This window comes from uncultured Thermosynechococcus sp., assembly GCF_938074695.1.
Lineage (GTDB): Bacteria > Cyanobacteriota > Cyanobacteriia > Thermosynechococcales > Thermosynechococcaceae > Thermosynechococcus.
This window is the reverse complement of record NZ_CALJEM010000032.1, coordinates 1-23,541: the sequence shown is the minus strand read 5'-3', so window position 1 is coordinate 23,541 and position 23,541 is coordinate 1. Positions and strand designations below refer to the sequence as shown.

The window sequence follows — 23,541 nt, the reverse complement described above, 5'->3', positions numbered from 1 at the left end:
GATTGGATCAAGACTTCCATTCTACCCTGAGCAGATTCCTACTTCGGTGGCGACAGCGTTGGTCAGGGTTTTTGGGGGGTAAAGCTGCTATTCTCGAACAGTTACGCCAGCGATCGCCACAGGAGCCGCTGGTCTTTAGCGCCAAACTAAAAGAAAGTGGACGGCTAGACCTCAAATGACAACTTCTCCTCCCCTGACTGCTAGCCAAATCTGGCGGATCAATCAACTCCTGCGCCAAGCAGGACAGCGGGCACGGCAACTGGCACAGCAACCCTTTGAGGTCATTGAAAAGGGACGCCAAGATTTTGCCACTAGTATTGATCGCTTTTTGGATCGGCTGCTGAGTCAGAAATTTCGCGCTTGGTTTCCCGAAGATGGCATCATCAGCGAAGAAAATGCCGCCTCCCAAGCGGTGTTTCGAGAACAGAAAAATCGCTACTGGCTGATTGATCCCCTCGATGGCACCGACGATCTGATTCACCATCGCCAAGGGTATGCCCTCATGGTGGGATTACTGGAGTACTACAGCCCAGTGGCGGGTTGGATCTATGCTCCCAATCTGGATCATCTTTACTACGGTGGTAAAGACTGGGGACTCTTTCAGATGAGCAGTGGCGGGCCGCCTGTCCCGCTGTTACCCGTTTGCCCGCCCTCCCCCAGTGAAAACCATTGCCCGATCATGATTGGCTATCGCGACTACCGCACCTACGGGGAGGCGATTCATCGGGTATTGCCTCAAGTCCAATTTCGCTTTCTAGGCAGTTTTGGCCTCAAGGTAATCGAAGTGATTTTGGGGCGAGCAGGACTCTATCTTTACTTAAATCAGCGGGTCAAGCTTTGGGACACCACAGCTCCCTTGGCTTTAGCCACGGCGGCAGGTTTGGTTTGCACTGACTTGCAAGGGAATCCACTGCGCTTTGATGCCAGCGGTTTGCAGGGAGAGACCCTTGCCCACCAGCAACCCATTCTCATTGGCTGGCCGGAGTACGTGGCTGCCTTGCGATCGCCCTTGGTGGAGGCAATTACGACGGTTCAACTGTCCTTTGGCTCTGCTTAGAATCCCCGATTAATCGGCTATCGTGGGTCTAGCGTCTGCCGGCAGGCATCCCGATGGGGCGCCGGCATAGTTGTCATTCCTGGGAATGGCGATCGCCCTCAATCCCCAGTACACTGAAGCCTATGTATCTAACTTGCTCCTCGGCAATTTTGATAATGCCGTTGCGGATCGCGATCGCCCCCCTGCTCTGAGTCCCAACAGGAGCGATCTGCAAATGATTCAGTCCGTGGCGCTCTTTCTCAGTGGAAATTTTTGCCGCCGTATCCCTGTGTTTAACATATCAACATATCTTGTTGAATAGAATCCCAAAGCTAGCCTATCGAAACTCTCCCGCCCACAGGGGAATATGCAGTCCTCTAAGGAAATGATGGATGCGATTCGATTCGTCAGATTGAGGAGCGCTAGGGGTGCCGCCGGCGCTGCCACTGTTGTAAGAGCCAACGACCCCAGCCAATCAGGTGTTCTTCAATCCACAAAAACAGGCGATCGCACCACAGCAGCAGTCGTTCAAACCAGTGGAGTTCGTAGCCAATGAGAGCGGCATCCACATCGAGAATCAGCTGCTCTGGATTCAGATGGACACCGGTGGCCGCAGTTTCTGCTTGTAACAAATGAGCTGTGGATGTGCTCCCTAGCCTGAGCAGCGTCTCCCCTGGCGAAAAAACAGGTAAAGGATCCGTAGCTGCCAATAGTGGCGAATTCACGGCTGCCCCCAGCGGCGGCTGGACTCCCCCTAGCCAGTAGGAGAGTTGACTCAGCCAATTTCGGAAGGGCAGTTTGAAGGGGTGGAGATGGCGTTCAATCCAGGCTAGAACTTGCGCCTGTTGGGCAGGGCTAAGGGTGTAAAGGATTTCATTATCGCTGCCAATGAGCACCATTTGTTGGGTTCCCAGGAGCGTAGCAATTCCCTGGACTCGCCTTAGAGATAGCGGGTTCTTGCGTCTCAAGGGGAGGTGGGATCGCACCCATTGGATAGCTGCCCCTAGGGGAGATAGGGGGGGCAAGGCTAAATCCCCTTCCCCTGTTCCTGTGAGCTGAAGTTGCGCGAGAAAGGTTCCCACCAAACAGAACTGGGGGGTAGAGCCTGCTTTGAGCGATCTCTCCCGCCGGCCCCAGAGCCAGTGATGCCGCCGCCGATACCACTGCCGAAGGCGCTGATAGTACACTGCCAGGGCATAGGTAATCCGTTGTTCGATGTGCTGCTGTTCTGCAGCGGTGAAGACTTTCAAGGGACGGGCAGCCTCATCCACTATCAACAGGGATTTGGCGATGCGATCGCAGGCGAGGTAAAAGGGTTGCCGCTGTGCCAAGGGGGTGTCCTGTGGCAGTAACGTCTTAGACGGGGGGTGAAACCAGCGGTGCAAAGGCGCGATCCAGCGCTGCCACCAAGGCAGGGGGCGGGCAAGGGGGGCGATCGCCACGGCCAAAGCTTCATCTTCTCCTCCTGTGAGGGAGAGAGCGGACATCACCCTTAACAGGGCTTCATCGGCAGGAGGAGCTGCCGTGGGTTTCGGTAGGAGGCGTTGACGTACTTGAGAGACCGTCCCCATGAGTTGGGGAAGTCCCCGCTGCCAAAACTGGGCTAGAATCGCGCCAATGACCTGAAGCGTGCCACTAAGGGTACTTTCAACCTGCCATTTTTGGCGTTGCCACTGCTGCTGCCAATACTGCCATTGCCGTCGCCAGAAGTTAAAAAAGCGACTCTGATAGGAAACTGCCATGGCAACTTTCTAGGTAAGGGGTATAGAACTAGATTACCGTTCTCTTGGCATCAGCGAGATTGCTAGTACTGATCCCGTTTACCCCGCAAGCGTGTAAAGGTCTGGAGGGGTGTGGTGGCCCCCACGGCTGCTTGAATGGCACTCACTTCACAGCGCAAAAAGGGATTGGTCGCCTTCTCAAGGCCAATCGTACTGGGAATCGTGCTTTTCCCTTGGGCGCGATCGCGACAAACTTGGGCGTAGCGCTCCTGCAGAACAGGATTGTCGGCTTCCACGGTGAGGGCAAAGCTGAGGTTCTTTTGGGTATATTCGTGGGCGCACCAAACCCGCGTACTCTCCGGCAATTGCCGCAGTTGGTTCAAAGACTCCAGCATTTGCGCCGGTGTGCCCTCAAAGAGACGTCCACAGCCACCGCCAAAGAGCGTATCGCCGCAGAATAGGTCACCCGTTTCCGGGGCATAGTAGGCAAGGTGGCCGCGGGTATGGCCGGGAACAAACAGCACCTCAAAATCAGTGTTGCCAAAGGGAACGCGATCGCCCGCCTTGAGAAAGACGGTCTGTTCTGGAATGCGCCCTTGATCCTCACAGCTGCCATAGACCTCGATATTGGGAAAGCGCGATCGCAGGGCACGATTGGCACCCACATGATCCCAGTGGTGATGGGTATTAAAAATGGCCGTCAGCGTTGCTCCCAATTCCGCTAACTTGGCAAGAACAGGCTCCGGCTCTGCCGGATCCACCACTGCCGCTGTCCCCGTTTGCGGATCGTGGAGCAGAAAAATGTAGTTATCCGTCAGGGCATTGAGGCGATAAATCATCATCGTGGCAGTACCGTTGCAAAGTGGATCCTCAGGGGCATTGTAATCTCAAGCGTGCCGCAATCAAATCAAATGAGCAGCACGGATTTGCGGCAAAGCATTGAGAATCTCTTCCTACTGCTGCCAAGTGAGGCCATAGAGAGCGACACGCTGCTGGCCAGTAGTTGCGGTTAGGTTGTCATCTACAATCCCCTATGACTTGGGTATGAGCTTCTTGCCCGTGGCACACAAATCAATGAGTTCACAGGCTTCACACTGGGGTTGACGGGCTTGACAAACCGCGCGGCCGTGGTAAATCAAGCGAATTGACCAGTTTTCCCAATCGGGTTGGGGGATCAGGCGCATTAAGTCTCGCTCAATTTTCACGGGATCCGTTTCTTGAGTCAAACCGAGGCGCCGACTCAGCCGCTTGACATGGGTATCCACAGTAACTCCCCCCAAAATGCCGTAGCCGTGGGCAAGAACCACATTGGCAGTTTTCCGGGCTACCCCCGGCAGCGACAGCAGATCCTCCATCACCTTGGGCACTTGCCCCCCATAGACTTCGACAATGCGGCGACAGGCGCCTTGAATATGGCGGGCTTTGTTGCGATAAAAACCAGTGGACTTGATGTACTGTTCTAGCTCGGCCAAATCCGCCGTTGCAAAGTCCTCGGCATCGCGATAACGAGCAAACAGCGCCGGTGTGACTTGATTCACCCGTTCATCGGTACACTGGGCAGACAAAATCGTAGCCACCAGGAGTTGCAACGGATTGGCAAAATTGAGGCTACAGGTGGCATTGGGATAGAGGCGCTTAAGACGGGTGAGAATTTCCAGTGCCCGTTGTTTCCTGGCACAGAGGCGACGAGTAATAGCCATGACTTAAAAGAGTTGCTGCACCCAGTCCAAGCCCGTGAGGTTCACGGTATCGCGAACAATGAGGAACATCCCAAGTCCGAGGAGCAAAACTAGCCCCGTTTGCATCACACCCTCTTGAATGCGATTGGGCAAGGGACGACCCCGCAGCGCTTCCACCAATAAAAAGAGTAGCTGACCGCCATCAAGAGCCGGAAAGGGCAGAATGTTGATGATAGCAAGGTTAATGCTGATCAAAGCCGTAAACGTAAAGAGCTGTTCAGCATTGGAGCGGGCAATGTCTGCCCCCATCGCCACGATCGCCACCGGTCCAGAGACCTGTTGAGCCGCTTGATCAAAGTGCTGGAAAATTTCCCGAAACCCCTCTAGGGTGAGTACAATGACCCGCTGAAACTCCGCTGCTGCGGCGGTAACTAGCTTAATCGGGTTTAGGGTATGCTCACGATGGATGTCCGCATGGGGCGCTAGTTGAACCCCAATTCGGGCTTTGCCGTCCTCACTCACCTCTGGCGTCACGGTGATCTCTTTGATCTGCCCTTGGCGTTGAATCGTCAGGGTCAGGGGTTGCTGCGGATGTTGCTGAATGGCTCGCATCAGGTTGGGTAGGCTATTGGCATCGGCCCCCAAGGGTTGGCCATCTACGGCTAAAACCAAATCCCCCGGCTGAATGCCTGCTTTGGTGGCCACAAGGCTACTTTCGGGGACAAGCGCCGGAATCAGCACCCCCTCATGGTAGGTGGCCTGACTAATTCCCATGACGCCCACTTGCACTAGCAGTAGCAAATAGGCAAAAACCAGATTGGCAATCACCCCCGCGCTGATGACAATGGCGCGGTCTAAGATCGGACGGTTGCTCAAGAGATTGGGATCGGTGGCAGGAACGTCACTATTGGGATCGTCGTCTGGAAAGCCCACATAGCCCCCTAGGGGAATCAGGCGCAGGGCGTACTCGGTGTCCTTGCTCTGAAACTTCCAAAGAATAGGACCAAAGCCGATGGAAAAGCGGTTGACATGAATGCCTTGGCTGCGGGCAGCGATGAAGTGCCCCCATTCATGAACAAAAATCAGAACTCCTAGGATAGCGATCGCCACCACAACTGCAACCATGGACATAAATTTAACCCAGTGCTACGCTGCAAACTGTCAACTTCTTTCCTATTGTGACACCGAACTTCCCCCTTGGGTCGGTGATCCACCTACAGGCTCTTGCATACTTTCTCAAGCTTGTGCGATATATTGCAAAAATGCAACAAAGTGGGATGATAAGTAATTATTCTTAGTGGACACTCCTTGGGGAGACCCATACAAACGCGCTATTTGAGAACTGAACGTTAAAGGGAATTTTCTACAATGTCTTTATTTGATTGGTTTGCAAATCGCCGCAAAGATGCCCCCCTCACGCCCATGCAGCCAGAGCGAGAAATAGCCGATGGTCTCTGGACCAAATGCGAAGCCTGTGGCGTGATGATCTACAGCAAGGATCTGCATAGCCATCAACTGGTGTGCCCAGAGTGTGGCCATCACCACCGCGTCAGCAGCAGTGAGCGCATCCAACAGCTCATTGACCCGCACACGTGGCGTCCTTTAGACGAAAATCTGGTGAGCTGTGACCCCTTGCAATTCAAGGATCGCAAGCCCTATAGCGATCGCCTGCGGGAGTATCAAGAGAAAACCGGTCTTAAGGATGCCGTACAAACGGGCCTTGGCCAACTGGAGGGGTTACCGATTGCCCTAGGGGTGATGGACTTTGCCTTCATGGGTGGCAGTATGGGCAGCGTGGTGGGTGAAAAAATCACCCGCCTGATTGAGCGCGCGACCTGGGAGCATATTCCCCTTGTGATTGTCTGTGCCTCTGGGGGTGCCCGCATGCAGGAAGGGATGCTCAGCTTGGTGCAAATGGCTAAAACTGCTGCTGCCCTTGAGCGTCATCGCAGTGCCGGCCTGCTCTATATCCCTGTTTTGACACACCCAACCGCTGGAGGTGTGACCGCTAGCTTTGCCATGTTGGGAGATATTATTATTGCCGAGCCAAAAGCAACGATCGCCTTTGCGGGGCGGCGGGTTATTGAGCAAACGCTGCGGGAGAAACTGCCCGATGACTTCCAAACTGCCGAATTTGTTCAAAAATGTGGTTTTGTGGATGTGATTGTGCCGCGCACCCAACTGAAGTCAACCTTGGCACAGTTAATCCGTTTGCATCAGCCTGTGGCAAGTCAAGTGTCCTCAACACTGTTGCCAAAATCATTTCCCTTGATGGCAATGGTTGAAGAATAGTGATAAAAAGCAGGAACAGGACATAGAGAAGGGCCGTCCTGGGGCGATCGCTATACAATAGGGGATACCCCTCCCATACCGCAAGGTGTGGTCGTCGCTGTGCGTTTTTTGCTGACTCACCTGCTCTAATGCCTACCGCTCAAACGGATCAAAACCTCAAACTTTGGTGGGGTGTTCTCTATCCTGCCTATCCTAATCACCCCATTTTGGCTCTTCCCAACCGCAACTCTGAGGAAACGGTGTTTGAGCAGGACACCAATCCTCCCAATGCCGCCGCCTTTTTTGACCCACAACACCGCTATCAACGCTGGGATCACCGTTACGCCTGTGATTTACCCCAATTGGTACAGGATCTACAGCCTGAGGAACCAACACTGCTAGAAACCCTGCGGGCAACGGCTCAGGACTGGGCACAGGGGCTAAGTATTCTCGATCCCAGTGTGGTTATTCCCCATCTGCAATCGCAATACCCCAACCTCAGTGCGGTGGCGATCGCCTACCTTGCCTTGCACCTTGTCTATCCCGAAACGATTCCCCCTATCCACGATGCTTGGCTAGATACCGTTTCCACCGGCAACCTGCCGGCCAACTATTGCCACGGCATTATTCTCGACTACAATCCCACTGCTCGCCCTCTACAGGATGTTTGGCAAGACGACAACATTTCCGATAAGCAAATTTTTCAGTACCTAGAGGACATGATCGACCTCTGGAAAATCTTAGAACCGTGGCACTGCCATTATTCCTTGCTCACCGTGAAGAACTTAGCCGTCAACCCTGACAATCAATTGTGGCTGCATCAGCTCGACTTCACCTTGCCTTTAGTGGAAACCTTTGAACGACCCACGCCACCCCTCAGTCTCGTTGGTGTTTGGCAGGAGTTGTTTGCCCATGCCTCTAATCGCCGCCAAGCCGTTTTCCTGCCCCTCTTAGTTTCCTTGAGTACAGCGCCTTTAGAGAAAATTTCAGAAATTCAGATGTTACTCGACTCCTTTGCTTCCACCCTGCCTGGTGAACCTTTGCCAAACTGTGAGGAGGGGATAGGCGGAAGTAGGGGTGATTTGATTGATGAACTGCCAGACATCCCCCTCTCAGTGGAGGAAGATCACACTGCCATTGAGGATGCACCAACTGCCCTCTTACCGCGACAACTGGTTCAAGTAGATGTTGCTGCCCACACCGACACCGGGCGCGATCGCCACCACAACGAGGATTTCTATCTCATCAATCATCGGCAGCAGGTGCGCATGACTCCCAACGGTCAACAACTAGAAGTTCAGGGGGTCTATGTTCTCTGTGACGGCATGGGGGGGCACGCTGAAGGAGAAGTTGCCAGTTCCTTGGCCACGAAAACCGTTCATGACTACTTCGAGCAGACTTGGCCATGGCAGGGAGAACTTCCCAGTGCTGAGGAGGTTCGCAACGCGATTTACCGTGCTAACGAGGTCATTTTTGCCGCCAATGATCAAAAAGCAAAAACAGGTAGTGGCCGCATGGGCACAACGCTAGTGATGGCGTTAGTCCAAAACTACCATCTTCGCCTAGGTCATGTCGGAGACAGTCGCATTTACCGCTTTACTAAACGCCAAGGGCTGCAACAACTGACTACAGATCACGAAGTGGGTCAACGTCTGATCCAGCAGGGGGTCGAACCAGAAATTGCCTATGGCCGCCCCGATGCCTACCAACTCACCCAAGCCCTCGGCCCTCGCCACAATGAGGCCATCCACCCGGAAGTGATTGACTTAGACATCGAAGAAGATACGCTGGTTTTACTTTGCTCCGATGGCCTCTCCGATAATCGCTGCCTCGAGACCCATATTATTAGCCACCTAGTCCCGATGCTCGACTTTAGTATCCCCCTCAGTCAGTCGCTCCATAAATTGATTGACCTAGGAAATCAAGTCAATGGCCATGATAACCTGACGGCGATCGCCCTCCGGTTTAAGTTGCGATCTGTATTGAATAGCTTATTCTAGTTCTTAAATCCTCTAGTAAGGTAAACTCCGTATGTTAACTCGTCGCTTCCAATCTCTGCTTGCATACGCTCTGGGCAGTATTACGGGAGCCTGCTGGATTAATTTAGTTTTAGTATCGAGTAAATGGATTTTGGCTGGTGTTTCCCGGACTTCTTACCCTCCTCCTTCTTACCCTCCTCCTTCTTACCCTTCTGAACCTCGTCCTTCTTACCCTTCTGAACGTAGTCCTTCTTACCCTTCTGAACCTCGTCCTTCTTACCCTTCTGAACCTAGTCCTTCTTACAATAATTTGCTGCAACCTCCGCCCTCAGTTACCCTCCCCTCGATTGAAGTCACAGGCTTCCCGGTTCCTATTCTCTCAACAAAAGAGATTGAAATTGCTTTAGCAAGGAACAATCCAAGCCGTGCTATCCCTCTTCTAGACCAACGAGGTTGCCAAGAGATAACAAGTTACTTGGGTCAGCTTTGTAACCAGCCAGAGCTATCGATCAAGGATTTGCAAGCTGCTCTAAATGAAATTGCCAAGCAAACAGGTAAGAAGCCAGCCGTCATCTATACACTGGCACGCCCTACCCAACTGGATTTGATGATGGTGACGCCTGAGGGAGAGACGATTTATGCACCTGTGCGGGCAGTTGGGCAGGAGCAGCTTCTAAAAACGGCGAACCAGTTTACCAATAGTATTCGTGACCCACGCTTGGTCAATACTCGTGCCTACCTACCTGCATCCCAGCAACTTTATCAATGGTTGATCGCTCCTTTGCGACCTCAATTGGATGCCCAAGGCATTGAAACCTTGGTTTTTGTCCTTGACAGTGGCCTGCGGACTGTCCCTCTATCGGCGCTCCATGATGGTCAACGCTTTTTGATTGAACGTTTTAATCTGGCACTCGTGCCCAGCATGAGCTTAACGGATAGGCGCTATCGCAACATTCAACGGGCGAAAATTCTGGCGATGGGGGCATCGGAGTTCAAAGACCAATCTCCCTTACCCGCTGTACCCATAGAACTAGACCAAATTACTAAGGATTTAGGGGGGGGTACGGAGTTCCTCAATGCTGACTTTACGATTCCCAACTTGCAGCGGCAGCATCGGCAGGGAATTTATCAAATCATCCACCTGGCAACCCATGCTCAGTTTCAGCCAGGGTCTCCTGAAAACTCCTATATTGTCTTTACTGATGGGCGGTTGAATTTATTGCAGTTGCGGAATTTACGCCTGTATCGTCCGGAAACGGAATTACTGACCCTGAGTGCCTGTCGCACAGCAGTAGGTGACTTGGATGCAGAACTGGGATTTGCCGGGTTGTCGGTGCAGTTAGGAGTAAAGTCGGTAGTGGCCAGTCTGTGGTATGTCAGTGATGAGGGGACACTGGCTTTGATGACAGGCTTTTACAATCAGTTGAATACAGCCCCCATCAAGGCGGAAGCACTACGCCAAGCTCAATTGGCCATGTTGCGAGGAGATATTACAGTCAAGGGGAATGAACTACGAACGATTCGTGGCGCAATTCCCTTACCCCCAGCACTTGCGGTGGGCGATCGCTCCTTGAGCCATCCTTACTTCTGGGCTGCCTTTACGATAGTTGGCAGTCCGTGGTAACTAATTACCGTTCAGGACGTGCGGTGGCAAAAATTTCTTCCAAAATCTCTGCGGCTCCCTGTTCGCGCAGCTTTAGGGCAAGGCGCATCCCCAGTTCTTCGGCCTTGGCAGGCTCCCCTGTGAGACTGTCTTTGACAAGGCGTTGGCCATCGAGACTCGCCACTAAGCCTGTGAGGGTGAGTTGGCCATTTTCAATCACCGTATGTACCCCAATGGGCACTTGACAGCCCCCTTCCAATTGCCTTAGGAAGGCTCGCTCCGCTAAGCAACGAGCTGCTGTTTCTGGATGTTCGAGGGTCTTGACCAAGGCCAAGATGTCGGCATCTTCGGCGCGGCATTCAATGCCCAAGGCGCCCTGACCCACGGCGTACAGAGAAACCGTTGCGGGTAAGACTTGGCTAATGCGATCGCCAAATCCCAAACGCCGTAGACCGGCTACCGCCAAAATCAAGGCATCGTATTCCCCGGCATCCAACTTGGCAAGGCGGGTATTCAGGTTCCCCCGCACATCCTTGAACGTCAGATGGGGATAGGAGTGGCGCAGTTGGGCCAAGCGGCGCAGGGAGGAAGTACCAATCACCGTGCCTGGGGGGAGGGTCTCAATCGTATATCCGGTCCATTTCGCCCCCAAGACAAGGGCATCCGCTGGGTCTTCCCGCTGGGTAATCGCGCCCAAAACTAGGCCCTCCGGCAACTTGGTGGGTAAATCTTTGAGAGAGTGGACGGCTAAATCAGTTTCGCCCCGCAGCATTGAAAGTTCTAGCTCTTTGGTAAAGAGTCCTTTATCGCCAATTTTTGCAAGAGCGACATCAAGGATATTGTCCCCTTGGGTAGTCATGGTTACCACCTCAAAGGCGCGATCGCGATGGCGAGCTTGGAGTTGCGCCTGTACCCATTCCGTTTGCACAAGAGCCAGTTGACTTTTGCGGGAACCAATGCGAATCGGACGGGACGAGGTGGCAACCATAGTGTTGGGTGTGCAGCGAACAGCATCCAGTCATTATAGGTCGCGGGGATCCCAAGGGGCAAGATCGGCCATTTTAGGGATGGGTACAGGCGGCAATAATCCCTGCCGCGCCACCGGAGACCACTTGAATTGGTACCTCTAGCGCCTCCTCCACCGTGGCTAAGGGCACATCATCAAGAAAGACTGCTTCATCGTGCTTGAGCATGAGACTGGGCAGCAGTAGGCGATCGCCCAAGGGCTTGCCCTTTAGGTGATAGATCAAATCATGGCCGGTCAACAGACCCGTGACCGACATCTGCTGTCCCCAATAGTCACTGGCAAGGGCATACAGATCAAGGCGCAGGTTCTCAATCTGATTAAGGCGAGCCACTAGGGGTGCAAAGGCTTGTTCTACCGCATTGCCCACCACCCAACTGAGATGGCGTGGCTGCGGTAGGCGTTGGGGAAGCTGTTGGGCGTGAAGGTCAAACTCTTCTAAAAACAGGCGAATTGTGCCCACGCCATTACTGAGTTGAGGATACTCCTGATAGTGGGCGGCAGGGGGTAAGGGGCAGCCAGCAATCAAAAACCATTCATCCGCCAACCAGGCAAAGGGGGTTTGCCACTGCTGCTCAAAGTGCTGTTGGAGCCTTTGTACCTGCTGAATGACCGCTTGGGCATGGTCAGGGGTGACAGGAATCAGTTCATCCTCAGGAGGGCGAAAGCGGGTAAGACCCACGGGCACCACTGCCACTGAAAGCACGGTTGGTTCCTCCGGATCATAGAACTGCGCTAAATCCCGCAGTGTTTGCTCAAGGCATTCCCCGTCATTGATGCCCGGACAGACAACCACTTGGGCATGAAGTTGCAGCCGTTGCTCTTGAAACCAGCGAATTTGTTGGAGAATTTCCCCGGCGCGTGGATTTTTCAGCAAGCGCTGGCGAACGCTGGGCACTGTGGCATGGACAGAGACATACAGGGGAGAAAGACGCAGTTGGGCAATGCGTTGCCACTCCGAGGGCAGCAGATTTGTCAGGGTAATGTAACTGCCATAGAGAAAGCTAAGGCGGTAGTCATCATCCTTGACGTAGAGGCTCTCCCGTTTACCGGGGGGTTGCTGATCAATAAAGCAAAAGGGACAGCGATTGTTACACTGCATCAATCCATCAAAAAGGGCCGTGGTAAACTCCAGTCCTAAGTCTTCATCAATGTCTTTTTCAATTTCGAGGACGTAGGTTTGGCCGTCTTTGCCCAGCACTTCGAGGGTGAGGTATTCCTCGGCACAGAGAAACCGATAGTCAATCAAGTCGCGGGGGCGATCGCCATTAATGGCCACCAAAGCGTCTCCGGGTTCAAATCCCAACTCAGCGGCAATAGAACCAGGCTCCACAGCAGCCACAACAGCCGGTCGAAGGGCGCGATCGCTCATGGTTAATTGATGAAAAGAGGGACTACATTGACATCCTACCCGGCCTGTTGGCTTGCGCCCGCGCAGCGGTACGGCGGGGCTTGCCGCGCACCGGGTCAGTAAAACTTCCTTATCTTGTACTGTACCTTAGCAAACACAGCCGCTTCCAACGCCAAGGATTCTCAAAGCAGTCGCTGCATTGATATAGTGGTGTTCTATATGTTAACGAGGGAAATCATGGGGTTGTTGGGGATTAGCTTTACCGTGGGGACTGGTAACTTTGTCCCCTTTTATGGGGTGTTGCTGCTGGGTCTTGTGGCTGCGGTGAGTATTGGCCTTGTTGCCTGGTACAACTCGAAACGTCCCCTCGGGTGGGAAAATGCCGATCGCCCCAGTTTTATTCCCAAGTTAAATCTCGAAGAGTCCGAGTCCACCCCCGCCCCTGATGAGACCACAGAGTCGTGAAGCTCTTTCGGATTCTATTACAGGCGGCTTGGCCGACGATTGTTGCAGCAGCGATCGCTGGGCTTCTCAACGGTGGCAGCACGGCTGCCCTCATTGCCCTGATTAATGCGGCTCTCCAGAAAACCCCTGTCCTACAACAGCTCTTGCCTTGGGGATTTATTCTCCTCGGCACACTTCTACTAGTCACTCACTTTAGCTCCCAAGTTCTGCTGGTGCGGGCTGCCCAACAGGCGGTCTATGAAATGCGTCTCCTCCTCAGTCGTCAGATTCTCGCCTCACCCCTACGCCACTTAGAAGCCATTGGTCATCCTCAACTCCTTGCGACGCTGACAGAAGACGTGGACGCCGTCTCCCGTTCCTTTTCCGTCCTGCCCAATCTTTTTAATGCCATTGCCATTGTCATTGGCTGTCTGATTTACATGGGCTGGTTGTCGCCGCCCCTCTTTTTTGCTCTTGTTGCCTTGATTGCCATCGGTACTGGCAGCTACTTGTTTCTAGCGGGCAGAGCACGAAAATTCCTAGAGCAGGCGCGGCAGCAACAGGATCACCTCTTTCAACACTTTCGGACACTGACTGAAGGCAACAAAGAACTCAAGCTCAACCGACAACGGCGCTTGGCTTTCTTTTATGGGGAGCTAGAACCCACTGCTCAGAAAACACGGCAGCAAAACGAACTAGGGTACATGGTCTTTGCCATTGCTGCCAGTTGGGGACAGTTGCTGTTGTTTGTGACGATTGGCTTCTTTCTCTTTACGCTGCCCCATTTGCTCCAAGCCACACCAACGGTTCTCTCAGGCTATGTTCTGACGATTATTTATCTAATGCTGCCGATGCAACAGGTAATTGATGCTATTCCTATCTTTAATCGTGCCAGCGTTGCCTTAAAAAAAGTGGAATCCCTGCACCTGAACCTTGGAGATCCCCGCCAAGACATTGAGGGTCGTGGGGAACTCCCCCCCTTGGGCTGGAAAACCCTCTCACTGCGACAGATTCGCCATCAATACCACGGCAACCGTGAGGACGAACCGGCAACGTTTACCCTAGGGCCTTTAAGTTTGACCGTCCAAGCTGGCGAACTCCTGTTTATTGTGGGTGGCAATGGCAGTGGCAAATCTACCCTCGCCAAAATTATTACGGGACTCTACATTCCCGATCAGGGGGAAATTTGGGTGGATGATCACTGTTTGCAGCCTGAAGACTATGAATGGTATCGCCAACACTTTGCCACAGTTTTTAGTGACTTTTATCTTTTTGACTCACTCTTGGGCATTGAATCCCCCGAACGCTTGGCAGCAGTTCCCGCTTATCTTGAGAAATTGCGCTTGAGCCACAAAGTCCGCCTGGAAGGTAACCGCTTTTCCACAACCTCTCTTTCCCAAGGGGAGCGCAAGCGTTTGGGCTTGTTGATGGCCTATCTGGACGATCGCCCCGCCTATCTCTTTGATGAATGGGCAGCGGATCAAGACCCCCTCTTTCGGGAGATTTTTTACCGCCAACTTCTGCCAGAGCTAAAAGCCCAGGGCAAAACGGTGTTTGTGATTAGCCATGACGATCGCTACTTTGATGTCGCCGATCGCCTGATTAAACTGGACTATGGTCAACTGGTGACAACCACCAACCCTTAGGTAAACTGCTGGCTCAGCATGAGGGGATTGTGGACTGTGATTTTCTTTTTGTGGATTGAGATCAATTTTTGATCTCGCAGTTCTCCCAATAGACGCGTCACAGTTACCCGCGTCGAACCAATGGCCTCGGCAATTTCCTGATGGGAAAGCCTTAAATCCACGGTTATGCCAGCACTGGTGGGAATGCCAAAATCACGGCAAAGAATCAGCAAAAAGCTGACCAAGCGAGATCCCATATCGCGGTGGGCAAGGGTTTCAATCATCATCTCCGTTTGTAAGATGCGCGATGACAACCCCTGAATCATAAACATCAGCAACTCTGCATCCTCGTGCATTGCCTTTTCCACCTGTTCGATGGGAACCGCCAATAGTTCCACATTTGTAAATGCCACCGCATGGTAAAACCGATCGGAGCGGGTGCCCGTAATCAAGGACAACACGCCAAACACCGTATTTTCCCGCAGCAGTGCCACCGTAATTTCTTCACCTGCTTCATACACTCGGGAGAGCTTCACTGCGCCCTTGAAGAGAAAATAAACCTTTTCTGCTGGGTCCCCTGGAAAGAAAATGGTTTTCCCACGTTCGTAGGTTTCAGTTGTGGATGGAAACAAGCCACTGGCCATGTGGCGAAAGACGGGTGCCAAGGGTTGATCTTTGTTCATGAGTCGTGTGTTAATCCATGGTGGTTCAATGGATGGCGTAGCGATCGCAGAGGTGCTGTTGGCATTCCTATCCCCCCAACAACACAACTCTCTCAACGCCGGTGAATCTCGCTCTGGGTGTAGAGTTCAGCATTGACAGATGAGTAAAACCAATTCAGGGGCATTTTTTTGTATCATGCCACACTTTTTTTCGAGAGAATTAAAGGTGGACGCAAAAGTAAGTACCCCAATGCTCCCAGTAAGGGCACAACACTCCACCACCGCCACGGCGAATTCTCTATACCCCGCCGCTGCCAATCATCAACGAGAAGGAATGGAAACAATAGCGATAGCAGACAAAAATCAAGGGTCATCACATGGACAAAGCGGCTGGTTTGCCACTGCTGCCAAAAGTCTGCCCAATTGCCTGCGATCAAACCATAACCAAGGCAGCCCACAGCCAATAGACCAATGCCAGTGGCCGTAATTCGTGATTCCCCAAGGCGTACACCTCTATTGATTTCTCCTGTAAAGATCGGTGCCGGCCGGCGCAGGATGAAATAGGGTAATAGGGCAAACACACCCACGGCAAAACTCAAGACAGCAAATGGCCACGCTGGAAATCGCTGTTCTTGGCCATCCACGACCAGTAATGCAGTATAAATCAGTGGCCACACGCCCATAAGATTAAAAAGACTGACAATTAGGGGGTTAATGCCCTGCCAGTCTCCTGTAGCTAGTCGTTGAATCAGCACCAGTGTCTGCGGGTGATCTGGGGGTGCAAAACCAAAGCTATAGACAATCAATCCCAGCCAGAGAACCGCAAAGACAATTCGCATACCGCCCTTTTCTAAGCTAGAACCGTTTCCCGTACCCCTGCTTTTTGCAGTTGTTTCGTGAATTGGGGCAGCACTCGCTGGCACTGGCGAATAAATGCTTCTAGCCAACCTTGCAAATGCTTGAGTTGCTCCTCACTGAGGAATACATCGCGGGTGGACTGGTACGATTGACAAACCACACGAGCTTCATTGGTTACTGTAAAGTCAGCAAACCAACTGCTGTGGGGACGAGTACCCCGCCAATAGTTGGCCACAATCATTTTGCCAAGGTATTTCTGGGCAATATCACCAACTTTATTAAAGTGTTCTAGCACTTCAGCCAAGGTGAGGACTTTTGCTGCGGTACCCTTGGTCTCTTCGAGCTGAGGCAGGGTGATCTCTGTCAATTCTTCGCAGACTTGCCCCCCTAGACCCATGATGGCAAAGAGCTTTTGTTCTAAATTGGCAAGGTAGCGGTTGTAGGTTTGGCCATTGCGGCTGAGGGTTTGGTGCATCCGAACAATTAAATCAATCTCTGCCAACTTGGTTGCTGCTAAGGACTCTAGACGCGCCAGTTGATCGGCAAAGGCTTGACTGTGATCTTCGGTGCTACTCACGGTTAACCCAAGGGATTCAGCTCGCTCTGCAAGCAGACGGCGAATGTAGTAACGAGTCATGGGTGTGAGCGACATAATCTAAACCTCAAACGCAGCCAAAGTGGAACAGGAGGGGAATATGAACTTTTGTAAACCAGTTTAACATGTCTCCTGCTTTCGTTGCAAAATATAAATGCTCTGTTTATTCAATCAATGAATGTTGAAAGCAGTAGCAATTTGAATCTAGCCACATCCCTCCCTTTGTTTTACCAATGTAGAGGACAGTGCGTGTCAACTGCTCAGTAATTTTACGGAAATTTACTAGTATATTGGCATACTTTAATATATCCAAAATCAGCTAGGGTTACCGAGGTTTAGGGTTTTTGCAGCCGTTGTTCAATTTCGGTATCAAGAAATCAAAAAAAGGGGCGATTGTTAAGCAGGTGCGAGCTGGCGCTGATCAACGCCGCGAGTTGTTTCCAGACCACGGCTAAGTATCCTTATTTCCAGGACCTCCTCGGCATCGAAAACATTCAGCGCCATGATAATTTGTGCGATCAGCCCCATCCAGGCCGTTTGGTGACTCGCACCTAGTCCTACACCACTATCCCCGTGAAAGTATTCGTAGAACAGTGTTGCGTTCATTTGCTTGAGTTTGGGTTTGGCGAGAACCTTCGCCGGTGTCCACTTCCAAGTATTGCGGTATCGGAGGGCAAGGGCAAAACAGAGCTGCTGTCGGGCATCACAAATGCCGCCGAGGCCATCTTCATCCCCCCAGTAGGCTTGAGATCGCGCCTGAACATGGGAAACATATTCTCAAGCGTTGCCGTCGGCGGAATAATCTTCCCGCACAGTGCCCCACTGCCGTTCGCACAAGTAGGGATCCTAAAATTTCTAAGGGTTGGTCTGGCTCTGTACTTGTTTGAGTCGTTCCAGCTTGGGATTTTGATCAGGTGTCAGGGGGCTTAGATGTTGGTGGATAACCGATCCAAATTTCACTTGACGTGCTCTCTAATCTCGGCAAAAATAAAATTAAGGGTTGGCTGATTTGCCAATTAAGCTACAGGTTTCTCTTGAGGCCGAGCTGCAAAGGCATTCACAACCTGATGCCTCAATCGGGCTGGCTGTAAGTCCGGCGGGGCTTGTCAATGCGTTTGAGAGTTCTATGACATCTGTTTCTTCGTTGCCTTCACGCCCCCAGCGTCCCGAGTGGGGGGTGATTTTTTTTATGGGCATTGTCCATTTGGGAGCATTGCTGGCATTTGTGCCCGAACTGTTTTCATGGTCGGCAGTGCTTCTTTGTTTTGTCCTTTATTGGGTGTCCGGGGGTCTGGGGATTACCTTAGGATGGCATCGCCTTATCACCCATCGCAGTTTTCAGTGTCCAAAATGGCTGGAATATTTCTTTGCCTTTTGCGGTACCTTGGCCTGTGAAGGGGGTGTCATTGAATGGGTTGGCCTCCACCGCAATCATCACCTCCACTCTGACCAAGAACTGGATCAGCACAATTCCCAAAAGGGGTTTTGGTGGTCACATATGGGCTGGATGCTCCAAGAAGTGCCCGCTAAGGCAGAGGTAGAGCGCCTCACCAAGGACATTAACACTGATCCTGTCTATCGGTTTTTGAATCGGTATTTCCTGCCCCTTCAAGTGGTTTTAGGGGTTTTGCTGTATCTGTGGGGTGGGCTGCCTTTTGTGGTCTGGGGCATCTTTGTCCGCCTTGTCCTGGTGTATCACCTCACTTGGTTTGTCAATAGTGCCACCCATAGGTTTGGCTATCGCACGTTTGAGTCGGGCGATCGCTCCACAAATTGCTGGTGGGTTGCCCTGCTTACGTTTGGTGAAGGCTGGCACAATAATCACCACACCTATCCCCATTCGGCACGTCACGGTCTGCAATGGTGGGAATTTGATATTACGTGGATCACGATTCGGGCACTGCAAGCGATCGGTCTTGCCAAAAGGGTGCGGCTTGTGGAAGCTCCCGCGAACCAATAAAAGCTGCTAAAAAGGCTTCTCTGGTTCCGCCTCTTGCCAAACGCGGATCAATTCCCTTGCCTCTGGGTAGAGGGGATGCGTGGGGGGGATGAGTTCAGCGGTGGCGATCGCCTGCCGGTTGTTCCGCCCCACCCAATAGCGCGCTTGTTCTAGGATGTTGTTGCCCCACTGCACAATTAACTGGTGGGCGGCGGCATAGACACTGGAGTTTGGGGAAATTTCTTGGGCAATGGCAATGGCAGCGGCAAAGTCGCGATCGCGCCCTCCCCGAGCACGGCGCTGGGCTTCATTGAGACGGACTGTATCCGCATCAGGCTGCCAGCCGACCGCTTGAGTTACAAGGGGGGGAAAGAGTTCTTTGAGGCGATTTTGAGCCGTTTGATAGAGGGCACGCCGGGGGCGAATTTGCTCAAGGAGTTGGCGAGCTTCCAGCAGGGCTTCGGGAGTGCCTTGACGGGCAAGGGCATTGGCTTGATCAATGAGCGGTTGATCCTCGGCAATCTCAATTTGGCGTTGCCACAGCCGTCGCTGATCGCGGATTTGTTCTTGGCGGTAGGGACTGGCGTCCACGAAAGGAATGTTGAGCCTGTTGAGGGCAAGGTGAAGGTGATTAAGGGTGCCGCCACGGGCAATGGCCTGCGCTTCTGCAAGGGTATGCAGGACTTTTAGATCCGCTTGCCAGCGGCGAATCGCCTGTTGAGCTTCAAAGTAGAGGGGGCGTTCTGCGGTAATTGTTCGTGCTTGGGCGATCGCCCGATCAATATCCTCTCCCATCCCCGCTTGGGCAAATTCTTCTGCTGTTGCCAACTTCAGCAAATCCTCAGCGCTGCGGGCACTCCTGACATCAGCGGGAATCAAACGGGCAATCCGCCGCGCTTCTTGGGGGTCATAGCGATTGAAAGCCGCCACTGCTAATGCAAGCAGCCGTTCACCCAACTCATTGAGCAATCGCCGCGCGCCGGGATAAATATCACTGGTAGGGGGAATTCGCCGCACAATTTCAATAGCAGCGGCCAAGCGATCGGCTCCCCCCTGTGCCATAAGGGCGCGGGCTTCATCCAACTGCCGGTCTTCCCGTTGGGCACGGATAATCCGCTCATTAAAGGCACCAAACTGCTCCTGTGCCCAATAACGACAGTCCACAAATTGCAATTGGAGGGAAATTTGAAAGGCTTCTCGCCATGCAAGGTTTTTTAAGGCGGCTTCGGCGCGCCGATAAATGGCCTCCCCTTCTTGCCAAATTTCTTGCCAGCGCTGAATGCGCTCTTCCACCTTGGCATAGGCTTGAACCTGACGGGGAATGCGTCGTGCAAAGGCGATCGCCCGATTCAATTGCCCTTCATGAAAGGCTACCTCTGCCAAGGCCAAAACCTGATCTGACCACGCTTCTAAGCGACGATTGATTTCAGGGGCAAGGGGATGATCGCGGGGCAAGTCGTCAATGAGATCAATGGCATGGAGCAAATCCTCAAGGGTGTGTCGCTCCGCCGCCTGTTGGGCGCAGTAGAGGCGAAAGGAGGCCGATGCCAAAGGCCAAAGGACAAAATCGCAATTGCCGGGAGTTGTCGGTTGCCGTAGCAACAGCCATAGGGATAGCCCCGCAATACTCACAGAGGTTAAGAGGGAGAGGCCGGCCACCCCTTGCCAGTGTTGCAACCAAGGTAAACAAGCATGCCACTGCTTTTGCCCAAGGGGGACTAGACGATTGAGTTGGCGCGATCGCCCGCCAAAGCGTTTCAATATCCCGATCACTGTGGCTAGTTTGGTTTGATCCTGCACCATGTTCTCACTCCCCAACACTCCCTATTGGCATCCCTAACTGTGAGCACCATGCCCAGCGATAGCCCTTTTCTGAAATAGGGGTTAAGGAACTGGACTGTTGTCCGACACTTGCTTTCGCAGTGTTGCGCAAGTTCCTTGGGAAAAGGGCTGTATCTAGGGAATGGCCGAGCCTCTCAAGATTATCCTAGTCAATTTCGAGTGAGAGCTAGAGCAAAAACAAACTAACTGTTCGTTGGTTCACCAGAGGTTGTCACTTCGCTGGGGATAGGCATTGCCTCGATTGAGAGCTTCCTGCAACTTTGCCTCATCCTCTTTTGACAAAGACGTGCGCAGGACTTTGCCGCCAAAGGCAGCAATTTCCTCGATTACTTTGTCGGGTGTGGCTTGACGCACCAATGTAAAAATAGCCGAGCTAGCGGGAGATAGTTTGTCCCAATTCTTTGATGAAGTTGTCATCAATGCCAACGTCGGTAAATTTGCCGGAAATTGCCCCCGCCACTAGACCCGCAGCCCAGCCCAAGAGAGGATTGAAGAACAATAGACCGATTAACAACCCCCAAAAGCTCCCTGGAGGGTTAGATCTTGGGTTTGGTTGATTTTAACCTTGCCCTCTTTGGTACGTACAACAAGGGCAGCATCCTCCAGATCAAGGTACTCATAACTTTAGGTCTCCCTCAAATGTGGGTGATAGAACCGTCCCTACCCTAGCATTATCATTAGCGGGTTGCGACTGCGGTATGGTAACTAAGGGGCAATGCTAGACCTTGCACCAATGCTTTCAGACGGTAGTTACGACCTTTTTCGCTGTAGGATAACAAGACCATGAGTACGCCACAAACCTACACGGTGACCATTCACGTGCGTCCCCTAAAGCCGGGAGACCCCCCCACACGGACGTACACAATTACTGTTCCCAGCGATCGCTACATTCTGCAATTCGCTGAAAGCCAAGGCCTTGAGCTGCCCTTTTCCTGTCGCAATGGCGCCTGTACCACCTGTGCAGTGCGCATCCTCTCTGGCCAAGTGTATCAACCCGAAGCCATGGGTCTTTCCCCTGCCCTGCAAGCCAAAGGTTATGCCCTCCTGTGTGTCAGCTACGCCCGCTCTGATCTTGAGGTGGAAACCCAAGATGAGGACGAGGTCTATGAGCTGCAATTTGGTCGCTACTTTGGCAAGGGGCGGGTACAACTGGGTCTACCCCTCGATGAGGATTAAGTCTTTATGTCAGCCGTGAATTGTCCACTGCCGGAAAGTGAGCGGCAGCGCTATTTGGAAATTGCCACCGAGGCAGCCTTGGCGGGGGGCGCTGTCCTTCAATACTACTGGGGCAAATTAAGTGAGATTGAAGAGAAGGGGCGCTCCGGTGACCTTGTCACAGTGGCCGATCGCCAGTCGGAAGTGGCGGTGTTGGATGTGATTCGTCGCCATTGTCCTGACCATGCGGTACTGGCGGAGGAATCCGGCCTTTCGGGCCTCAAGGACAATCCATTTCTGTGGGCGATCGATCCTCTGGATGGGACAACGAACTACGCCCATCAATACCCCTTTAGTGCCGTGTCGGTGGCTTTGCTGGTGGAGGGGGAACCCCATGTTGGGGTAGTCTATGATCCCTTTCACCGCGAACTCTTTCGGGCGGCCACCGGCCTCGGGGCAACTCGCGATCGCCAGCCGATTCGCGTTTCTAGGACTGTAGAACTAAGTCACAGCCTTTTGGTTACTGGTTTTGCCTACGATCGCCGCGAAACCGAGGACAATAATTACGCCGAATTTTGCTACCTGACCCATCTCAGCCAAGGGGTACGGCGGGGAGGTGCAGCGGCCATTGACTTGGCCTACATTGCCTGTGGCCGTCTAGATGGCTATTGGGAACGGGGTCTTTCCCCTTGGGACTTGGCGGCGGGTGTGGTTCTGGTTCGCGAAGCTGGAGGTGTGGTGACTGCCTACGATCAATCTCCTTTTCAACTGACCTCCGGGCGGATTTTAGCGACGAATGGGTATCTCCATGCTGCCCTAAGTGAGGCACTCCTACGGGTGAAACCCCTGGGGTTTTCGTTTCTACCAGAGCTAACCTAGGCCTCTAGGGGTATCGGCTCAGCGACACAAGTCCGCACCTGGAGGGTTTGATAGAAGTCTGCTTGCTGAAGCTCCACCTTGGACTGGGCGGCAAGGAACAGCAGTGCCCAAAAGACACCGACGGGATCGGGTTTGAGTTGCAGCAGGGCTTGGAAGTCTAACCAAGTGCCTGCGGGAGCCATTTCTCCAAGGAGACTTTCCACTTCGCCGGCTATCTCCGTGAGGTTTTCTTGGTGAGCCAGTTGGGTAATTGTCTTAAGGGGCGTGGGACGGCGACGACGGCGAGGTTGATGAGCTTGCAGTACCTTGGCGCGATCGCTTTGAACCGCCATCGTTTTCAGGTGGGCAATCAACTCCTCAAGGGTGACGCGGCGCCGTTGTTGGGGGGGAGCTACGGGGCGGCGATGCAAATGCTGCTCTAGGGCAGGGGGTAAGACTCTAACGGACTGGTTTTCGCCGATCTCTGACGGCTCCCTGAATTCTTCTTCGGCTGGCCTAGGTTCAACAACCGCCACTAGGCGATCGCTCTTTAGGAGTACCAGCATTGCAGCATACAAAAAGGCTTGCCCTGATTCACTGAGATTAGGCTCCCCCCGCCGCGCCAACTCTGCCAAGCAGCGATCAAAGACCTCAATTACTTGAATATCCCAAGGATCAATTTCCCCCCGCTCGGCCAAGTCAATCAAAATGTCAATGGCGGCATCGGCAAAGGATTGGCTCATGGCTAGCTGCCCCCTGTTGTTGTCTATCTTAGGGAGCTTGATGGCCCCTATCCAGAAAAGGCTCAGCAATGGGAATCGTAAAGTGGAACTCACTGCCGCGATCGCGCCCCGCCGATTCAGCCCAAATTTGCCCCCCCAAATTGGTAATAATTTGGC

General features: G+C 52.9%; 23 protein-coding genes and 1 pseudogene. 11 read left to right on the top strand and 13 right to left on the bottom strand.

The features are described 5' to 3' along the window. Positions 1–2: 2 nt before the first annotated feature. The 3 genes from Q0683_RS05350 to Q0683_RS05340 all read left to right on the top strand — a co-directional run bounded on the left by Q0683_RS05350 (position 3) and on the right by Q0683_RS05340 (position 1,358). Positions 3–179 carry a hypothetical protein gene (locus Q0683_RS05350; RefSeq protein WP_298614787.1) on the top strand — a complete coding sequence of 59 codons (177 nt, stop codon included), beginning with the start codon at positions 3–5 and terminating at the stop codon, positions 177–179. Next, positions 176–1,057 carry a 3'(2'),5'-bisphosphate nucleotidase CysQ gene (locus Q0683_RS05345; RefSeq protein WP_298614784.1) on the top strand — a complete coding sequence of 294 codons (882 nt, stop codon included), beginning with the start codon at positions 176–178 and terminating at the stop codon, positions 1,055–1,057. The genes Q0683_RS05350 and Q0683_RS05345 overlap by 4 nt, the downstream gene beginning before the upstream one ends. 70 nt (positions 1,058–1,127) lie before the next feature. Then, the gene (locus tag Q0683_RS05340) at positions 1,128–1,358 is read left to right on the top strand and encodes a hypothetical protein (protein WP_298614781.1); all 231 of its coding nucleotides are present in this window, start codon (positions 1,128–1,130) and stop codon (positions 1,356–1,358) included. 100 nt (positions 1,359–1,458) lie between these two features. On the opposite strand, the gene Q0683_RS05335 is transcribed toward Q0683_RS05340, so the two are convergent. The 4 genes from Q0683_RS05335 to rseP form a co-directional block, all read right to left on the bottom strand. After that, on the bottom strand, positions 1,459–2,778 hold the full coding sequence (locus Q0683_RS05335; protein ID WP_298976653.1) for a hypothetical protein: 1,320 nt from the start codon (positions 2,776–2,778) through the stop codon (positions 1,459–1,461). Positions 2,779–2,840: 62 nt separating this feature from the next. Continuing rightward, complete coding sequence (gene gloB, locus Q0683_RS05330) at positions 2,841–3,599, bottom strand: hydroxyacylglutathione hydrolase (protein WP_298976651.1); 759 nt, start codon at positions 3,597–3,599, stop codon at positions 2,841–2,843. 189 nt (positions 3,600–3,788) lie between these two features. Next, positions 3,789–4,457 carry an endonuclease III gene (nth, locus tag Q0683_RS05325; protein WP_298614772.1) on the bottom strand — a complete coding sequence of 223 codons (669 nt, stop codon included), beginning with the start codon at positions 4,455–4,457 and terminating at the stop codon, positions 3,789–3,791. A gap of 3 nt (positions 4,458–4,460) precedes the next feature. Beyond that, entirely contained in the window at positions 4,461–5,567 is a 1,107-nt protein-coding gene (gene rseP, locus Q0683_RS05320) for an RIP metalloprotease RseP (RefSeq protein ID WP_298614769.1), read from the bottom strand. Positions 5,568–5,804: 237 nt separating this feature from the next. On the opposite strand from rseP, the gene accD reads away from it, so the two are divergent. The 3 genes from accD (at position 5,805) to Q0683_RS05305 (ending at position 10,310) form a co-directional block, all read left to right on the top strand. After that, positions 5,805–6,728: an acetyl-CoA carboxylase, carboxyltransferase subunit beta gene (accD, locus tag Q0683_RS05315; RefSeq protein ID WP_298614767.1), complete on the top strand. Its 924-nt coding sequence runs from the start codon at positions 5,805–5,807 to the stop codon at positions 6,726–6,728. 128 nt (positions 6,729–6,856) lie between these two features. Further along, complete coding sequence (locus tag Q0683_RS05310; protein WP_298614764.1) at positions 6,857–8,707, top strand: serine/threonine phosphatase; 1,851 nt, start codon at positions 6,857–6,859, stop codon at positions 8,705–8,707. Positions 8,708–9,203: 496 nt separating this feature from the next. Next, on the top strand, positions 9,204–10,310 hold the full coding sequence (locus Q0683_RS05305) for a CHAT domain-containing protein (RefSeq protein WP_298976648.1): 1,107 nt from the start codon (positions 9,204–9,206) through the stop codon (positions 10,308–10,310). Between the two features lie 4 nt (positions 10,311–10,314). Here the strand turns inward: Q0683_RS05305 and hemC are convergent, their stop codons facing one another. Together hemC and Q0683_RS05295 are read right to left on the bottom strand one after the other, a co-directional pair. Further along, complete coding sequence (gene hemC, locus Q0683_RS05300; RefSeq protein WP_298617714.1) at positions 10,315–11,277, bottom strand: hydroxymethylbilane synthase; 963 nt, start codon at positions 11,275–11,277, stop codon at positions 10,315–10,317. A 73-nt stretch (positions 11,278–11,350) separates the two neighbouring features. Continuing rightward, positions 11,351–12,685, bottom strand: coding sequence for a TIGR03279 family radical SAM protein (locus Q0683_RS05295; protein WP_298976645.1), 1,335 nt, complete (start codon positions 12,683–12,685; stop codon positions 11,351–11,353). 216 nt (positions 12,686–12,901) lie between these two features. On the opposite strand from Q0683_RS05295, the gene Q0683_RS05290 reads away from it, so the two are divergent. Both Q0683_RS05290 and Q0683_RS05285 read left to right on the top strand, forming a co-directional pair. Further along, a complete protein-coding gene (locus Q0683_RS05290) occupies positions 12,902–13,129 on the top strand; it encodes a photosystem II assembly protein Psb35 (RefSeq protein WP_366142441.1) in 228 nt (75 codons plus the stop codon). Continuing rightward, positions 13,126–14,754: a cyclic peptide export ABC transporter gene (locus Q0683_RS05285; protein ID WP_298976643.1), complete on the top strand. Its 1,629-nt coding sequence runs from the start codon at positions 13,126–13,128 to the stop codon at positions 14,752–14,754. The genes Q0683_RS05290 and Q0683_RS05285 overlap by 4 nt, the downstream gene beginning before the upstream one ends. Here the strand turns inward: Q0683_RS05285 and ntcA are convergent. The 4 genes from ntcA to Q0683_RS05265 all read right to left on the bottom strand — a co-directional run bounded on the left by ntcA (position 14,751) and on the right by Q0683_RS05265 (position 17,454). Continuing rightward, positions 14,751–15,416, bottom strand: coding sequence for a global nitrogen regulator NtcA (gene ntcA, locus Q0683_RS05280; RefSeq protein WP_298614749.1), 666 nt, complete (start codon positions 15,414–15,416; stop codon positions 14,751–14,753). The two genes, Q0683_RS05285 and ntcA, sit on opposite strands and share 4 nt — an antisense overlap. A 173-nt stretch (positions 15,417–15,589) precedes the next feature. Next, on the bottom strand, positions 15,590–16,234 hold the full coding sequence (locus Q0683_RS05275) for a DUF2834 domain-containing protein (RefSeq protein ID WP_298614746.1): 645 nt from the start codon (positions 16,232–16,234) through the stop codon (positions 15,590–15,592). An 11-nt stretch (positions 16,235–16,245) separates the two neighbouring features. Next, positions 16,246–16,905: a hypothetical protein gene (locus Q0683_RS05270; protein WP_298976640.1), complete on the bottom strand. Its 660-nt coding sequence runs from the start codon at positions 16,903–16,905 to the stop codon at positions 16,246–16,248. Positions 16,906–17,244: 339 nt separating this feature from the next. Next, the gene (locus Q0683_RS05265; protein WP_298614740.1) at positions 17,245–17,454 is read right to left on the bottom strand and encodes a hypothetical protein; all 210 of its coding nucleotides are present in this window, start codon (positions 17,452–17,454) and stop codon (positions 17,245–17,247) included. A 520-nt stretch (positions 17,455–17,974) separates the two neighbouring features. Between Q0683_RS05265 and Q0683_RS05260 the strand changes: the two genes are divergently transcribed. Further along, positions 17,975–18,808, top strand: coding sequence for an acyl-CoA desaturase (locus Q0683_RS05260; RefSeq protein WP_298614738.1), 834 nt, complete (start codon positions 17,975–17,977; stop codon positions 18,806–18,808). 6 nt (positions 18,809–18,814) lie between these two features. Here the strand turns inward: Q0683_RS05260 and Q0683_RS05255 are convergent, their stop codons facing one another. Both Q0683_RS05255 and Q0683_RS05250 read right to left on the bottom strand, forming a co-directional pair. After that, the gene (locus tag Q0683_RS05255) at positions 18,815–20,590 is read right to left on the bottom strand and encodes a hypothetical protein (protein ID WP_298976637.1); all 1,776 of its coding nucleotides are present in this window, start codon (positions 20,588–20,590) and stop codon (positions 18,815–18,817) included. 237 nt (positions 20,591–20,827) lie between these two features. After that, positions 20,828–21,241: pseudogene (locus Q0683_RS05250) on the bottom strand (DUF1269 domain-containing protein); the annotation flags it as partial. Positions 21,242–21,412: 171 nt separating this feature from the next. On the opposite strand from Q0683_RS05250, the gene Q0683_RS05245 reads away from it, so the two are divergent. Together Q0683_RS05245 and Q0683_RS05240 are read left to right on the top strand one after the other, a co-directional pair. Further along, on the top strand, positions 21,413–21,805 hold the full coding sequence (locus Q0683_RS05245) for a 2Fe-2S iron-sulfur cluster-binding protein (protein WP_298614734.1): 393 nt from the start codon (positions 21,413–21,415) through the stop codon (positions 21,803–21,805). A gap of 6 nt (positions 21,806–21,811) precedes the next feature. Further along, positions 21,812–22,663 (top strand): inositol monophosphatase family protein, encoded by an 852-nt coding sequence (locus Q0683_RS05240; protein WP_298976633.1) that lies wholly within the window; start codon positions 21,812–21,814, stop codon positions 22,661–22,663. Here Q0683_RS05240 and Q0683_RS05235 read toward each other — a convergent pair. After that, on the bottom strand, positions 22,660–23,385 hold the full coding sequence (locus Q0683_RS05235; protein ID WP_298614730.1) for a segregation/condensation protein A: 726 nt from the start codon (positions 23,383–23,385) through the stop codon (positions 22,660–22,662). The two genes, Q0683_RS05240 and Q0683_RS05235, sit on opposite strands and share 4 nt — an antisense overlap. Positions 23,386–23,541: the final 156 nt, after the last annotated feature.